Annotated in this window: 13 protein-coding genes; 2 read left to right on the top strand and 11 right to left on the bottom strand. The window is 72.1% G+C overall.

Annotated features, from left to right (window positions below; genetic code table 11):
- Positions 1 to 29 precede the first annotated feature (29 nt).
- On the bottom strand, positions 30 to 389 hold the full coding sequence (locus ACHFIV_RS09590; RefSeq protein ID WP_398965553.1) for a hypothetical protein: 360 nt from the start codon (positions 387 to 389) through the stop codon (positions 30 to 32).
- Between the two features lie 229 nt (positions 390 to 618).
- Here ACHFIV_RS09590 and ACHFIV_RS09585 point away from each other — a divergent pair, with 229 nt between their 5' ends.
- The gene (locus tag ACHFIV_RS09585) at positions 619 to 1,380 is read left to right on the top strand and encodes a hypothetical protein (protein ID WP_398965551.1); all 762 of its coding nucleotides are present in this window, start codon (positions 619 to 621) and stop codon (positions 1,378 to 1,380) included.
- A gap of 73 nt (positions 1,381 to 1,453) precedes the next feature.
- On the opposite strand, the gene ACHFIV_RS09580 is transcribed toward ACHFIV_RS09585, so the two are convergent.
- Positions 1,454 to 3,007, bottom strand: coding sequence for an NCS1 family nucleobase:cation symporter-1 (locus tag ACHFIV_RS09580; protein WP_398965550.1), 1,554 nt, complete (start codon positions 3,005 to 3,007; stop codon positions 1,454 to 1,456).
- 81 nt (positions 3,008 to 3,088) lie between these two features.
- On the bottom strand, positions 3,089 to 4,090 hold the full coding sequence (locus ACHFIV_RS09575) for a TIGR03842 family LLM class F420-dependent oxidoreductase (RefSeq protein ID WP_398965548.1): 1,002 nt from the start codon (positions 4,088 to 4,090) through the stop codon (positions 3,089 to 3,091).
- A 541-nt stretch (positions 4,091 to 4,631) separates the two neighbouring features.
- On the opposite strand from ACHFIV_RS09575, the gene ACHFIV_RS09570 reads away from it, so the two are divergent.
- Positions 4,632 to 5,462: an alpha/beta fold hydrolase gene (locus ACHFIV_RS09570; RefSeq protein ID WP_398965546.1), complete on the top strand. Its 831-nt coding sequence runs from the start codon at positions 4,632 to 4,634 to the stop codon at positions 5,460 to 5,462.
- 124 nt (positions 5,463 to 5,586) lie between these two features.
- On the opposite strand, the gene hydA is transcribed toward ACHFIV_RS09570, so the two are convergent.
- From hydA to ACHFIV_RS09530, 8 genes are all read right to left on the bottom strand, one after another.
- The gene (hydA, locus tag ACHFIV_RS09565) at positions 5,587 to 6,984 is read right to left on the bottom strand and encodes a dihydropyrimidinase (RefSeq protein WP_398965544.1); all 1,398 of its coding nucleotides are present in this window, start codon (positions 6,982 to 6,984) and stop codon (positions 5,587 to 5,589) included.
- A 112-nt stretch (positions 6,985 to 7,096) separates the two neighbouring features.
- Positions 7,097 to 8,380, bottom strand: a complete 1,284-nt coding sequence (locus tag ACHFIV_RS09560) for an aspartate aminotransferase family protein (RefSeq protein ID WP_398965543.1) — start codon at positions 8,378 to 8,380, stop codon at positions 7,097 to 7,099.
- Positions 8,377 to 9,219 carry a nitrilase-related carbon-nitrogen hydrolase gene (locus ACHFIV_RS09555; protein ID WP_398965542.1) on the bottom strand — a complete coding sequence of 281 codons (843 nt, stop codon included), beginning with the start codon at positions 9,217 to 9,219 and terminating at the stop codon, positions 8,377 to 8,379. Before ACHFIV_RS09555 ends, ACHFIV_RS09560 begins: the two co-directional genes overlap by 4 nt.
- Positions 9,220 to 9,356: 137 nt before the next feature.
- Positions 9,357 to 10,382 (bottom strand): serine hydrolase domain-containing protein, encoded by a 1,026-nt coding sequence (locus ACHFIV_RS09550; RefSeq protein WP_398965541.1) that lies wholly within the window; start codon positions 10,380 to 10,382, stop codon positions 9,357 to 9,359.
- A gap of 4 nt (positions 10,383 to 10,386) precedes the next feature.
- The gene (locus ACHFIV_RS09545) at positions 10,387 to 11,307 is read right to left on the bottom strand and encodes a DUF6895 family protein (RefSeq protein ID WP_398965540.1); all 921 of its coding nucleotides are present in this window, start codon (positions 11,305 to 11,307) and stop codon (positions 10,387 to 10,389) included.
- Entirely contained in the window at positions 11,304 to 12,032 is a 729-nt protein-coding gene (locus tag ACHFIV_RS09540) for a hypothetical protein (RefSeq protein WP_398965539.1), read from the bottom strand. The genes ACHFIV_RS09545 and ACHFIV_RS09540 overlap by 4 nt, the downstream gene beginning before the upstream one ends.
- Positions 12,029 to 12,211: a hypothetical protein gene (locus ACHFIV_RS09535; RefSeq protein ID WP_398965537.1), complete on the bottom strand. Its 183-nt coding sequence runs from the start codon at positions 12,209 to 12,211 to the stop codon at positions 12,029 to 12,031. Before ACHFIV_RS09535 ends, ACHFIV_RS09540 begins: the two co-directional genes overlap by 4 nt.
- 283 nt (positions 12,212 to 12,494) lie before the next feature.
- Positions 12,495 to 13,865, bottom strand: a complete 1,371-nt coding sequence (locus ACHFIV_RS09530) for a hypothetical protein (RefSeq protein WP_398965535.1) — start codon at positions 13,863 to 13,865, stop codon at positions 12,495 to 12,497.
- Between the last annotated feature and the right edge of the window lie 118 nt (positions 13,866 to 13,983).

The raw sequence follows: 13,983 nt of genomic DNA, 5'->3' as shown, positions 1-13,983 counted from the left end.
GTGCGGGAGACGGCGGCCGGGACGGGGGGCTACGGCCTCACGTGGATCTCACCGATCCCCGTGCCCAGGCCGGCGCAGTGGGCGGTCGACTGCCCGGAGTCGCCCGGCCGCAGCGTGACGTGCTCGCCGTCCACGTCGGGCGACCAGCCGCAGACCAGATGCACCCAGAAGGTCTGCGTGGCCGAGCCGTTGTTCCTGCAGAGCGCGTACCCGGTGTAGTCGTCGATCGCGTGCTTGCCGGTGTCGCACGACAACCCGGGCGGAATGGCGGCGGCGGGCGGGAGCGCCACCGCGGCTGTGGCCGGCACGGCCAGGGCGACGGTCAGGCCGACGGCTGCCGCACCCCTGGACACCGCGCGGACGGCGCTCCCCTTGAACAGCTTCTTCATGTCTCCCCTTGGTTCCGGTTCGTTGGTTCCGGTCGAGCCCTGGTACCGGTCGAGTCCGGTGATCTTCAGGGCAGTGCTCCCCCACCCTCCGTAGCCGAAAACAGCGCCGAACCTCACCCTCCGTACACCCGCCCCGCCGGGCACGCAACCGTGCGCGGGCGTACGCTCGCCTTCAGGGGTGAATTCCGCTCGTGAAGGCCCTGAACAGGGACGTTTCCGAGGAGGCGCGGTGACAGGACAGCGCATCGCCACGCGTGCTGCCGCCTGCGCGGCGGTACTCGTACTGGCCGTGACCGGCGGAACGGCCGCACAGGCGGACGACGACATCGAATCACTCCCCGCCGAGCAGATCGCCGACCGCTCCCGTGAGGCCCTGCTCGCCGCCCGGTCCGTGCATCTGCGCGCACAGGGAGATCTCGGCGAGGGCCGGGCCCCGATGACGGCCGACCTCCGCGTGGACCGCGACGGCAACTGCGTCGGCGGTGTCGACCTGGGTGAGGGCAAGGGCTCGGTCGAGATGGTCAAACGGGGCGACGACGTCTGGCTGAAGCCCGACGCCGACTTCTGGGAGAACCAGGTCCCGATCGGCGGGCAGACGTTCGAGGACATCCTCGCCGGTCGCTACATGAAGGGCTCCGCCTCGGATTCGAGACTGCGCCCGGTCGTGGAGGCGTGCGACCTGGACACCTTCCGCGAGCTGGTCTCCGACAACGCCGGCGCCGCCGGCGGGGACCACACCAAGGGAGAGGTGACGAGGGTCGACGGCGTGCGGACCGTTCCGGTCACGGTGTCCGGCCACGGCCGGACGGTCACGGCGTACGTGGACACCGGAGGCGAGCACCATCCGGTGCGGATCACCGTGCGGGGCGACGGTGCGGACGCGGCCGTGGACCTCACCGGTTTCGACAGGCCGGTGCCCACGGCCACGCCGCCGGCCGACGAGACGGTGGACGTCAGCGCCGTGCTCGGCCGGGGCCCGTCCCAGTCCTGACGTCCCGGCTCAGCACCGTACGCGCCGGGCGCGTCCTCTCCCGCTCCGGCGCGGGTACCCCGCCGCGCGGAGATCACCGTGCGCGCTCCCCTCGGGACCGGAGGCTGAGGAGGGTGTGAAGGACGAGGGAGGAGACGAGGCCGACGGCCCAGCCGTAGTCGGCGAGCGGTGCCAGGGCGGGGATCAGGCCGTCCGTGGGGAAGGGGCCCTGCGCGGTGCCGTCCGCACCGACGGTGGAGTAGGAGCCGCCCACGGCGAGGACACCGCCGACGGCGAAGGCCACGACGGCGCGCCAGTTCCAGCCGCCCGTGTACCAGTAGCGGCCCCCGGGCCGGTAGAGGTCGGCGAGGTCGAGGACGGTGCGCCGGATGATCCAGTAGTCGGCGATCAGGATGCCGGCCACCGTGCCGAGCAGACCTCCCACCAGGCCCAGCCAGGTGAAGATGTACAGCTCGGGCGTCCCGGTGAGCTTCCAGGGCATGATCAGGACCCCGACGACGCCCGTGATCAACGCGCCCGTACGGAAGTTGATGCGCTTCGGGGCGAGGTTGGCCAGGTCGTACGCCGGTGAGACGACGTTGGCCGCGATGTTCACGGAGACGGTCGCCACCAGCACGGTGACCAGGCCGAAGAGCAGGCCGAAGACGTTGTCGGTCTTCGCGACGAGCTGCACCGGGTCCCAGATCGCCTCCCCGTACACGGCCTGCGAGCCGGAGGTCACGAGGACGGAGACCAGGGCGAAGAACGTCATCGTGGTCGGCAGACCGAGTGACTGGCCCCGGATCTGGGCGCGTTGACCGGCACCGAAGCGCGTGAAGTCGGGGATGTTCAGGGAGAGTGTGGACCAGAAGGCGATCATGCCCATCAGGGACGGGAAGAAGACCGGCCAGAAGTCGGCGCCCCAGCCGAGCGCGGACGGCTGGTCCAGCAGCGGGCCGAACCCGCCCGCCTTGACCGCGATCCAGACCAGCAGGACCACCGCGCCGACGATGACGAAGGGCGCCGCCCAGTTCTCGAACCGGCGCAGGGCGTCCATACCCCGGTAGATGATGGCGAGTTCGAGTGCCCAGAAGAGCAGGAAGCAGAGCCAGAGCGTCCACGGCTGCCCGCCGATCTCGCCCGCGCGCGCCCAGCCGCCGAAGATCTTGCCGAGCAGGGTGAAGATCCCGACGCCGCCGATCCAGGTCTGGATCCCGAACCAGGCACAGGCGACCGCGGCCCTGATCAGCGCCGGGAGATTGGCGCCGCGCAACCCGAACGAGGCCCGGGCGAGCACGGGGAAGGGGATGCCGTACTTGGGTCCGGCGTGCCCCGTCAGCAGCATCGGTGCCAGCACGATCACGTTGGCCAGCGCGATCGTGAAGACGGCCTGCTTCCAGTCCATGCCCAGCGCGACCAGTCCGGAGGCAAGCAGCCAGGACGGGATGTTGTGCGCCATCCCGACCCACAGGGCCGCGAAGTTGTACGTCGTCCAGCGGCGTCGGGCCAGGGGCACCGGCAGCAGGTCGTCGTTGACGAACCGGGAGTCACCGGGGGCGGACCCGGGCTCGAGCTCGATCCGCCCCGACGGGTCGGCTGTCGGCCCTCCGGCGGCGGACGGTGGGACGGGCGGGACCGTGGCGGTCATGTGGCGGAACCCTTCGCTCGGGAGAGGTGCCGTGCGGGGTGCGGGTGTGCGGGACGCGGGCGGTCTGGCGCGGCCAGGAGGTCAGGCGGACAGCGCGGGGATGACGGTGGAGCCGTACGCGTCGATGGTCGCCTCGCGGGCGTCGTGCATGTCGTAGACGGCGAACTGGTCGACGCCCAGGTCGCGCAGGACGCGGAGCTTCTCGATGTGGGCCTCGGGCGGCCCCAGCAGACAGAACCGGTCCACGATCTCGTCGGGGACGAAGGCCGTGTCGGGGTTCCCGGTGCGGCCGTGATGGCTGTAGTCGTATCCCGAGCGGCCGGCGATGTACGCCGTGAGGGCGTCGGGCACGAGGTCCGAGTGCTCCCCGTACCGCGAGACGAGGTCGGCCACGTGGTTCCCGACCATGCCGCCGAACCACCGGCACTGCTCGCGCGCGTGGGCCAGGTCCTCGCCGACGTAGGCGGGCGCGGCCACGCAGATGGTGACGGAGTCCGGGTCGCGGCCGGCGGCGGCGGCCGCGTCGCGCACCGCTTTGATCATCCATTCGGCGAGGTAGGGATCGGCCAGCTGGAGGATGAAGCCGTCGGCCTTCTCCCCTGCCAGCGCGAGGGCCTTGGGCCCGTACGCGGCCATCCAGACGGGCAGACTGCCGTCCTTCACCCAGGGGATCCGCACTTGCTGCCCGTCGACGGTGGCCTCGCGTCCCTCGGCCAGGTCGCGGATCACCTCGATGGCGTCACCCAGCCTGGCCAGGGTGTTGGGTCTGCGGCCCGCCACCCTCATCGCGGAGTCGCCGCGCCCGATCCCGCAGACGGTCCTGTTGCCGTACATGTCGTTGAGCGTGGCGAAGGTGGAGGCGGTGACCTCCCAGGTGCGGGTCCCCGGGTTCGTCACCATCGGCCCGACGGTCATCCGCTCGGTGTGCTCCAGGATGCGGCTGTAGATGACGAAGGGCTCCTGCCAGAGCACGGCGGAATCGAAGGTCCAGCCGTAGCGGAACCCGTTGCGTTCCGCGCGGCGCATGAGTCCGACCACGGCCGAGGCGGGCGGGTCGGTCTGGAGGACGAGTCCGAAATCCATGACAGATGCTCCTTGTCGAAGTACTGACACGTGGCGCGCGGATCGCGTACGCCGTGACCGGACCGGCGGGCGAGCTGCCTGCCGGCGTCCGCCGCGCACCCGGCGCAGGTCGGTGGAAGAGCTGCCGGCGCGGCCCTCGGTGACCCGCTCCGGCAGAGCTTTCCACATCGAACCGCGCCCGGCCCGGTACCGCGGCTCCCCGGCACGCGAGTCGCGGGGGGACAATCCTGGACCCGTGGACGGGCTTTGGGAAGGGGGACTCTACGCGCGGAGCTCCACCGGCCGCGGGGAGCGCGGACGCGGGTGTGTCCGCGGCGGGGGCGAGCCGTTGTCCGACGTGTCCCTGGCCGGCGGACGGCGGTGTGCACGGTCCACCCACAAAATACGGGCAAAATGAGACTTTTACCGCATGACGGTATTGTTCATCACGTTTGGTCGCGGTGAGGGCCTTCTCGTCGGCGGGTCCTCCCGCCTGCCGCGCGGCCGGCGCCTCCCGCACGTCCCTTTCCCTGCACGAGCGGTTCACACGGAAGGATCGGCCATGGGCACGGTCACCACGATCGACGGCACGGACATCTTCTACAAGGACTGGGGCCCGCGCGACGCCCGGCCGGTCATGTTCCACCACGGGTGGCCGCTCAGCGGCGACGACTGGGACAACCAGATGCTGTTCTTCCTCGCCCGGGGCTACCGCGTGATCGCTCACGACAGGCGGGGCCACGGACGTTCCGGGCAGAGCTCCTCCGGACACGACATGGACACCTACGCCGCCGACGTGAGGGCCGTGGTCGAGGCGCTCGGCCTGCGGGGCGCCGTGCACATCGGCCATTCCACGGGTGGCGGCGAAGTGGCCAGGTACGTCGCCCGGGCGGAGCCGGGGCGGGTGGCGAAGGCCGTGCTCGTCAGCGCGGTGCCCCCGGTGATGGTGAAGTCGGACTCGAACCCGGGCGGGCTGCCCGTCGAGGTCTTCGACGGCTTCCGCGCCTCCCTCGCCGCCAACCGCGCGCAGTTCTACATCGACGTGCCCTCGGGGCCGTTCTACGGGTTCAACCGCCCCGGCGCCGAGGTGTCGCAAGGGCTGATCGACAACTGGTGGCGGCAGGGCATGCGGGGCGCGGCCAACGCCCACTACGAGTGCATCAAGGCCTTCTCGGAGACCGACTTCACCGAGGACCTCAAGGTGATCGACGTCCCGGTCCTGGTCGCCCACGGCACCGACGACCAGATCGTGCCCTACGAGGACGCGGGCCCCCTGTCGGCGGAGCTCCTGCCGGACGGCAGGCTGAAGAGCTACGAGGGCCTTCCGCACGGCATGCTCTCGACGCACCCGGAAGTCCTCAACCCCGACCTCCTGGCGTTCGTCGAGGAGTAGGCCCTCCGCCCGCCGATGAGGACGTGGACGGCCCGGTGCGCCTGCGGACCCACGCGGCGGCGAGTGTCGCGCACGTCCCCGAGCACACCCGCGCGGAGGGCACGTACGGGGGCCGCCGAGGACGTCACGGGTACTGGCAGGTCCCACGCGGCAGGTACGTCCCGTGGCCCGCGTGCCCCACGTAGGCACGGTCCTCGATCACCGGGACCCCGCGCGAGAGCACCGTCTCGACCCGCCCCGTCACCCGCCTGCCCTCGTAGGCGGAGTAGTCGACGTTCATGTGGTGGGTCGCGGCGGAGATGGTCTGCTCCGCGGCCGGGTCGTAGATCACGATGTCGGCGTCGGCGCCGGGTGCGACGGTCCCCTTCTTCGGATAGAGCCCGAACATCCTGGCCGGGGACGCGCAGGCGATGTCGATCCAGCGCCGGCGTGAGAGGTGGCCGTCGACGACGGCCTGGTGGAGGAGGTCCATCCGGTTCTCCACCCCCGGCATGCCGTTCGGGATCTTCGAGAAGTCGCCCCGGCCCATCTCCTTCTGACCCGAGAAGCAGAAGGGGCAGTGGTCGGTGGAGACGACCTGAAGCTCGTTGTTCCGCAGCCCGCGCCAGAGCACCTCCTGGTGCTCCCGGGGGCGCAGGGGGGTCGAGCAGACGTACTTCGCGCCCTCGAAGCCGGGCTCGGCGAGATTGTCGGTGGAGAGGAAGAGGTACTGCGGGCAGGTCTCGCCGAAGACGGGGAGCCCCTTGTGGCGGGCGGCGGCGATCTCGGCGACGGCCTCGTCGGCGGATACGTGCACGACGTACAGCGGCGCCCCCGCGACCCTGGCGAGCTGGATCGCGCGGTGTGTGGCCTCGGCCTCCAGGGCGACCTTGCGCACGTCACCGTGGTGACGCGGATCGGTGCGCCCCTCGGCGAGCGCCTGCGCGACCAGGACGTCGATGGCGATGCCGTTCTCCGCGTGCATCATGATCAGGCCGCCGTTGCCGGAGGCCCGCTGCATGGCGCGCAGGATCTGGCCGTCGTCGCTGTAGAACACCCCCGGGTAGGCCATGAACAGCTTGAACGAGGTGATGCCCTCGGCCACCAGACGGTCCATCTCCTTGAGCGAGGACTCGTTCACATCCGACAGGATCATGTGGAAGGCGTAGTCGACGGCGCAGTTGCCGTCGGCCTTCGCGTGCCAGGCGTCGAGTCCCTCACGCAGCGGGCGGCCCATGCTCTGGACGGCGAAGTCGACGATCGTCGTGGTACCGCCCCAGGCCGCGGCCCGGGTGCCGGTCTCGAAGGTGTCGGCGGCGTAGGTCCCCCCGAACGGCATCTCCATGTGCGTGTGGGCGTCGACACCACCGGGGATGACGTACTTCCCCGTGGCGTCGATCCTGCGGTCGGCGCTCCAGCTCGCCGCGGCGTCGGTGCCGTGGGCGGCGAGGGCGGCGACGCGCCCGCCCTCGATGAGTACGTCGGCGTGGATCTCGTCGGACGCGGTGACGACGAGTCCGCCGTGGATGACGGTGCGGCTCATGTGCCCCTCCTCGCGGTGGCGGAACCGGACTGCACACGGGGACCGGGTGCGTGGTGACGTACGTGGGGACGAGCTGCCCCGCGGCGGGGGCCTCCCGCCGCGGGGCGTGCGTTCAGAGAGCTGCCCGCAGTGCCTCGCCCAGGATCTCCGCGCCCTCCTCCGCCTCGGCGACCGTGAGCGACAGCGGCGGCGCGATCCGCAGGACGCTGGTGTCGTGGCCACCGCCCTTGCCGATGAGCAGGCCGCCGGCGCGCGCCGCTTCGAGCACGGCCGCCGCGGCCTCCGGGGCCGCCTCGTCGGTGCCGGGCCTGACCAGCTCGATGCCGATCATGAGCCCTCTGCCCCGCACCTCCCGGACGGCCTGCGAGCGGGCGCCGACCGCCCGGAGCCGCTCGATGAGCAGGCCGCCGACCCGTCGGGCGTTGCCCTGGAGGTCGTGCTCCAGCAGGTAGGAGAGGTTGGCGAGTCCGGCCGCCATGGTGACCGGTGATCCGCCGAACGTCGAGATGGAGTTGGCGTCCAGGCAGTTCATGACCTCGGCCCGGGCGATGACCCCGCCGACCGACATGCCGTTGCCGATTCCCTTGGCGAAGGTGACGATGTCCGGCGGCCCGTTGTCAGCATGCGCCTGCCAGCCCCAGAAGTGGTCGCCCGTTCGCCCCCAGCCGGTCTGCACCTCGTCGGAGATCCACAGGATGCCGTGCCGGTCCAGGACCTCGCGGAAGGCCGCGTACAGCCCGTCGGGCGGTGCGGTGAACCCGCCGACGCCCTGCACCGGTTCGGCGATCAGCGCTGCGGCTCCCCTGGTGTGCCCGAGAAGGTCCTCCAGATCACGGACGCAGGACGTGATGAACCGCTCGTCGCTCAGCTCGGCGTACGGTCCCCGGTTGCGGACCCCGCCATGGACGTACAACGTCTGCAGGGGCGACAGACTCGTCGTCGACCACGCCCTGTTGCCGGTGATGGACACGGCAGAGAACGACCTGCCGTGGTAGCTGTTGCGCATCGCCAGGATCTGGTTCGACCCACGGTAGGCGGTGGCGAGCAGCAGGGCGGTGTCGTTCGCCTCGGTGCCCGAGGTGGTGAAGAAGACCCTGGCGTCGGGGATGCCGGAGAGCGCGGCGACGCGCTCGGCGAGTTCGACCATCGGGCGGTTGAGGTAGAGCGTCGAGGAGTGGATGAGCCGTCCGGCCTGGTCGGAGACGGCCTTGGTCACCTCGGGCAGGGCGTGGGCGGTCATCGTGGTGAGGATGCCGCCGAAGAAGTCGAGGTAGCGGTTGCCGTCCGCGTCCCAGACGTGGCGGCCCTCGCCGTGGGTGAGCTCCAGCGGATGCCGGTAGTAGAGCGCCAGCCATTCGGGGCTGACGGCGAGGTGCCGCTCGTGCAGTCCGGTCACGGCTCCACCAGCCCGTCGTAGGCGTCCGGCCTGCGGTCCCGGTAGAAGGCCCACTGCTGCCTGACCTGCTCGATCAGCCCGAAGTCCAGGTCGCGTACGACGAGTTCCTCCTCCTTGTCGCTCGCCACGTCACCGACGAACTGCCCGCGGGGATCGACGAAGTAGCTCGTGCCGTAGAAGTCGTTGTCGCCGTACTCCTCCTGGCCGACCCGGTTGATCGCGGCGACGAAGTACTCGTTGGCGACAGCGGACGCGGGCTGCTCCAGCTGCCACAGATGACCAGAGAGCCCCCGCGACGTGGCCGACGGGTTGTAGACCAACTGCGCTCCGTTGATCCCGAGTTGCCGCCAGCCCTCCGGGAAGTGCCGGTCGTAGCAGATGTAGACGCCCACCTTGCCGACAGCGGTGTCGAAGACCGGCCAGCCGGCGTTCCCGGGCCTGAAGTAGTACTTCTCCCAGAAGCCCTTGACCTGGGGGATGTGGTGCTTGCGGTACTTGCCGAGGTAGGAGCCGTCGGCATCGATCACCGCCGCGGTGTTGTAGTAGAAGCCGGACTGCTCGACCTCGAACACCGGGACGACGACCACCATGCCCGTCTCACGGGCCAGGTCGCACATACGCCGGACCGTCGGCCCGTCCGGCACGGGTTCGGCCCAGCGGTAGTGCTCGGGCTCCTGGACCTGGCAGAAGTAGGGGGCGCTGAACACCTCCTGGAAGCCGATGATCTTCGCACCCTGCCGGGCGGCCTCGCGCGCGTGTTCCTCGTGCTTGGCGATCATGGATTCGGTGTCGCCGGTCCAGGTCGCCTGGACGAGTGCGGCGCGTACGACGTGGGACATGAGCTGCTCCTTCGACGCGGCGTCAGAGAGCCTCTACGTTCTCTACGCCCGTAGACACGGTGCGTAGGAGGAGAACGTAAGCCCCGGCACACAACGGGGCAAGACCATCGCCGTGAACCAGCGGAGTCGATCTTGTTTCACACCCGAGCGGTCCACACCCTTCCGGAGGGCGTGTCGTCCAGCCCGCGGAGTACCCCGTAGGCGGACTGGATGAAGGGTGCGAGCGGGGTGGGAGCCGTGTTCGTGAGGGCGACGAGACCGGTGCCCGAGCCGGGGAGGAAGCCGGCGAAGGCGGTGAAGCCGCGGGTGCCCCCGGAGTGGTGGAGCAGGGCGCCGCCCGGGCGCGGGCGGAGGTTCCAGACGAGGCACAGCCTGGAACCGGTCCTCGGCACACTCAGCCGGGGGCGCTGCACCTCGGCCAGCGCGGTGCGCAGCGCCGGGTCCGTGGCGGTGTCGGGGTCCAGGAGGGCGGTCAGGACACGCAGCAGGTCCCGGGCACTGGAGCGCACGGCGCCCGCCGCGACCAGACCCGGCATCAGCAGCGCGGGGCGTGGGCGCCCGCGCCAATGCCCGGTCGCCTGCGGCCGGTTGGCGTCACAGTCCGTGTCGGAGAGGCCGAGCGGGCCGGTCACGCGCTCGGCCAGCAGCGCGGTGTAGTCACCTCCGGTGCCACCGGCAGCCCTGGCGAGCACGTGGCCGAGCAGGCCTCCGCCGAAGTTGGAGTACAGCACGCGGGTGCCGGGACGGTGACGCAGCCGGGTGCGGCGCAGGGAGTCGAGGAGGTCGTCCTCGGTGAAGCCGGCGTACGGATTGCTGAGCCATCCGCTGCGGACCGCCCGGGTGAGCAGCCCCGGGGGGAGCCGGGGCAGACCGGAGGTGTGGGTGGCGAGGTGGAGGAGGGTGAGTGGCGGACCGGGCAGCCGGAAGGGGAGGAAGCGGTCGGCGCGGTCGCCGTAGCGGACCTCGCCCCGGGCGGCCAGCTCGGCGAGCAGCAGAGCGGTGAAGGTCTTCGTCAGGGAGCCCGTCTCGAACCGGGTCCCCTCCCCCACCGGGCCGTTGCAGAGCACCGCCCGCTCCGTGCCCCGTACCGCCGCGACCGCCGCCCCCGGCCCCTTCGCCGTGGCCAGCAGGGGCCGCAGGCGTGCGGCCAGCACCTCCGTCACGGCCTCACCGACGCCCCGCAGCGCGGGCGAGCGCGATGGAGCCGGCCACGGCGGTGACGACGACCGTGTGCTGATGGTCGGTGAACCGCTGCCGGGGGTCGTCGTCCACCGGATCGCTGTCACGGGGGACGAAGCCGTCGTCGTGCTGGAGACCGGCGATCGCCTCCCAGTCGTCCGGCGGGCAGTACGGCTCCTCGAGCGAGGCCCCGACGATGAGCAGTTCCGTCACCAGGTCCCACTGGCCCACCTCGCGCCAGACGTCGATCCACACGGGGAGCCAGGCGTGCAGGTACGAGGCGAGGCGGTGCGGCAGCCCGCCCGGGTTGCCGCCCCAGTCGGTGAGGTGGAAGACGGTGTGGGTCATCGCGTAGGCCGTGATCCAGTTGATCGCCCACGGCTCCGGAGTCGAACCGAGCCAGGTGGCGCCGGCCAGCTCCTTCATGTCCTCGGCGTGTTCCAGCCCCACGACGCGGGCCGCGTTGGCGACGGCGAGCCGGCGGTTCGGCAGCACCTCGACGCTGTTCACCGACCGCATGCGGGACCGGTGCGCGAGGAGCGCGTCGAGCCCCTCGTGACGGTAACCGCAGCGGACGAAAGGGGCGTACATCTCCAGCGGGTCCGTCATCAGCGTGTGGCGGAGCTGGCGTTCGTAGATCATGTCACCGCGCCTGAACTGCTCCCAGGTGAAGTCCATCAGGCTCTGGGCCGCGACCAGGCGGCCCGGGCCGGCGACACCGTCGCGGAGGATCAGGGAGGCGGCGAGGGTGGTCTCCCCCAGCGGCTTGTAGACGCTGTCGGGGTCGGCCATCGTCTCGGTGGTGTCGGGCGGCAGGCCGCCCAGTTCGCGGTTGGCGTGCAGCCACGACAGTGCCCGGTCCGCCATGCTCCGGGCTGCCCTGGTGACCGGCTCGGGGATCGTCGTCATGCGTGTGCCGCCTTCGCGTCCGTGCCGGGCCGTCGTTCGATGAGGTGGCGGGCGATCGCCAGGTCCAGAGCGGTACGCGGGCCCGCGCCGCCCACCAGGAGCACGTGCTCCGCGGCGAGGTGCGGGTCCAGGGGCAGTTCGACGCCCTCGTGAGACAGCCGGGCCAGCCAGCGGACGAGGCGGGCCGCGGTGGGGAAGTCGCGGCGCAGCATCGAGCGGCTGACGCCCCGGCACAGCGCCAGGACGCCGCCGCGCGCCGCCTCGTGGACCGGGCCGTCGAGGCCGAGCGTGGCCAGCGGGGCGAGTTGGGCCATCCGGACGCACCACTCGCTCCACCCGGCGGTGTCCGCGAGGTCGGGGGTGGGCGCCGGTTCGGGCGCCACCGTGCGCAGGGTGTCGTCCCCGGAGAGACGGGCGAGCAGGACGACGGTGGCGTGGTCGCGGTGGGCGACCGTCACCTCGTCCGAGGTGTCGGACGCGGGGAAGGCGTCGAAGGCCTTGGCCACGACGGCCGCGTCCTGCGCCGGGAACGGGTGGTCCGTCAGGAGGTGAGGGCTGAAGGTGTCGGCGCCCAGTACCCGCACCGCGGCCAGTGCCGCGAGGGTGTCGGAGGCGTCGTCGACGTACCGGGCCAGCTGCACAGCGCCCCCGGTGCCGCTGAGGGCACCGAGGACACAGGCCGCCAGGGCGTCGGACGCCGCGGCGAATGCGGAGTGGGAACTCACTTGCCCCGGGGCTCCTTCGGCTCCTTGGGAGACAGGAGCAGCAGCGCGAGCAGCAGGCCCGCGGCCTCCGGGGTGTAGAGCGGGGCGTCGCTGACGGTGGCCTCGGGCTCCGTCATCAGAGCGCCCAGCGTGGCGGTCTGGGTCGGCGTCGCGGTGAGAGTGGTTTCCTGCGTAAGCATGGTTCCTCCACATCACTGGGGAGACATGTACCACTTGTGTGGTATGCCTCGATCGACGATAAAGGGTGGAATGAGATTTATCTCCTCAACCCCGTCGGCACTGGCGACATGTAGGGGCCACACGCTCCGCGAGGGCGGGCGCGCACGGGTCACGGACCCCGGCCGGTGCCGGACCGCACGTCCAGGCCCCCCGGCGCGCCCCCTCGCGACAGCCGGTCCGCGCGTGACCCGCCGTCGGGCGGCCCGCTCGCCCGCTTGTCCGGCGCCACTCACCGCACCGTTCCTACGGCGCCGCCACGCCCGCCACCCGGAGCGCGTGGACCAGGTCCCACTCCCTCGCCGTGGACACCTCGCGCGCAGCGGCGAGCAGGTGGGGGACGAGGTGGCGCGGCCCGCGCTCGGCGACGCGCGCCGCGTCCTGCGGACTCCGTACGCGCACGAACGCGCCCAGCAACGCCCGCGCCTCGGCCTCCAGGCCCGCCCCGTGGAGGGCGGACACGGCGTCGGCGATCTCCTCCGCGGGCCGGGCCACCCCCTGCCGGAGCAGCAGACCGCAGTCGTCGGCGCGGCCGGCGGCGGCCAGCGCCCCTGCGGCGGCGGCGAGTTCGGCGGGCGCCAGGGAGGACACCTCCCACAGCAGGGTCGCCCAGTCGGCGGCCAGACCGGCCCGGCCGAGAGCCACGGCGAGTACCGGCAGGTATCCGGGGGGCCGGCCCGCCGCCTCGCAGAGCACGGCGTGCGCCTCTCCGGTGCGTCCCTCCGAGCGCAGCCGCAGGAGCGCGGCCACGGTGTCCTCGGCGGCCCGGTGTGCGGCGAGGTCGGGTCCTACGGGTCCGGGTGCCGCCGGACGCCCGGCGCCCTCGGCGGCGCGGGCACCGCCGAAGCGGGCGCCCCTCGGGACGGCCGAGCCCGGCGAGGGCACGCCCAGGCCGGGCACGGCGGGCGGGACCGGACTCGCCTCCGTGTCGTCGTCGAGCTCGAGGCCCGCGAAGCGTGCGCCGCGCGGCTTCCCGCGCTTCCTCGCCGGGGCGGTCGTGACATCCGGGGCGGGGGGCGCACCGCCGGTCTCCCCCGGTCCGCCCGCAGGCGGCGGGCCGGGGGCCGGCCCCTCCCCGCCCGGCGGGCTTCCCTCTCCCCGCCCCGGCGGCCGGTCGTCCGGCACCGCCCCGCCCAGCGCGGCCAGCCGGCCGCGGAGCTCGGCGCAGCGCGCAGTGGCCCGGAGATGGTCGTCCCGCGCCCAGGCCATCGCCTCTCTCCCGCTCTCCGGCGCACGGGCCCCCTCCGCTTGCGCCACCCTCATCCGCCCGGCTGCGTACGACTGCTCCCGGAGCATCGAGTCCAGCCGGCCGAGGAGAGCCTGCCGTCCGCCCGGGCGCCTGTCGTGGGCGGCGGTCGACGCGGCGTACAGCGCGGCGGCCCGGACGGACTCCTGCGCGGCGGACGCGGCGCCGCGCACCGCGGCGAGGTCCTGCAGCAACGACTCGACCACATCCCAGGGCGGGACCTCGGACCCGTCGAAACACGCGCTCATGCCTTCGGGATCGCGTGCGCGGAAGACTCCGTACCAGCCCTCCCGGGGATCGAGCAGGGCAGCCAGTTCTCGTAGGTACCGCGCGAACGCCCTTACTTCCACCGCTTGTTGCCGCACTGTCACCGTCGCCCTCACCGGTAGCCCGGGACTGGGGCATTCCAGTCCGCCGGGCATTCGACCGCAGGCGTGTTACGGAAGGACTACGCGCTCTTTTCCGGCACGGTGCGGCCGGGGCGCGCCC

This window comes from Streptomyces sp. ALB3, assembly GCF_044385685.1.
Lineage (GTDB): Bacteria > Actinomycetota > Actinomycetes > Streptomycetales > Streptomycetaceae > Streptomyces.
Note: the sequence above shows the minus strand (reverse complement) of the source record. Positions and strands in the feature narration are given on the sequence as shown.

Coding starts and splice junctions, on each gene's coding strand:
- hydA (WP_398965544.1), bottom strand. CDS start 6,984: ATGAGCCGCACCGTCATCCACGGCGGACTCGTCGTCACCGCGTCCGAC.
- ACHFIV_RS09590 (WP_398965553.1), bottom strand. CDS start 389: ATGAAGAAGCTGTTCAAGGGGAGCGCCGTCCGCGCGGTGTCCAGGGGT.
- ACHFIV_RS09575 (WP_398965548.1), bottom strand. CDS start 4,090: ATGGATTTCGGACTCGTCCTCCAGACCGACCCGCCCGCCTCGGCCGTG.
- ACHFIV_RS09570 (WP_398965546.1), top strand. CDS start 4,632: ATGGGCACGGTCACCACGATCGACGGCACGGACATCTTCTACAAGGAC.
- ACHFIV_RS09535 (WP_398965537.1), bottom strand. CDS start 12,211: ATGCTTACGCAGGAAACCACTCTCACCGCGACGCCGACCCAGACCGCC.
- ACHFIV_RS09555 (WP_398965542.1), bottom strand. CDS start 9,219: ATGTCCCACGTCGTACGCGCCGCACTCGTCCAGGCGACCTGGACCGGC.
- ACHFIV_RS09580 (WP_398965550.1), bottom strand. CDS start 3,007: ATGACCGCCACGGTCCCGCCCGTCCCACCGTCCGCCGCCGGAGGGCCG.
- ACHFIV_RS09545 (WP_398965540.1), bottom strand. CDS start 11,307: ATGACGACGATCCCCGAGCCGGTCACCAGGGCAGCCCGGAGCATGGCG.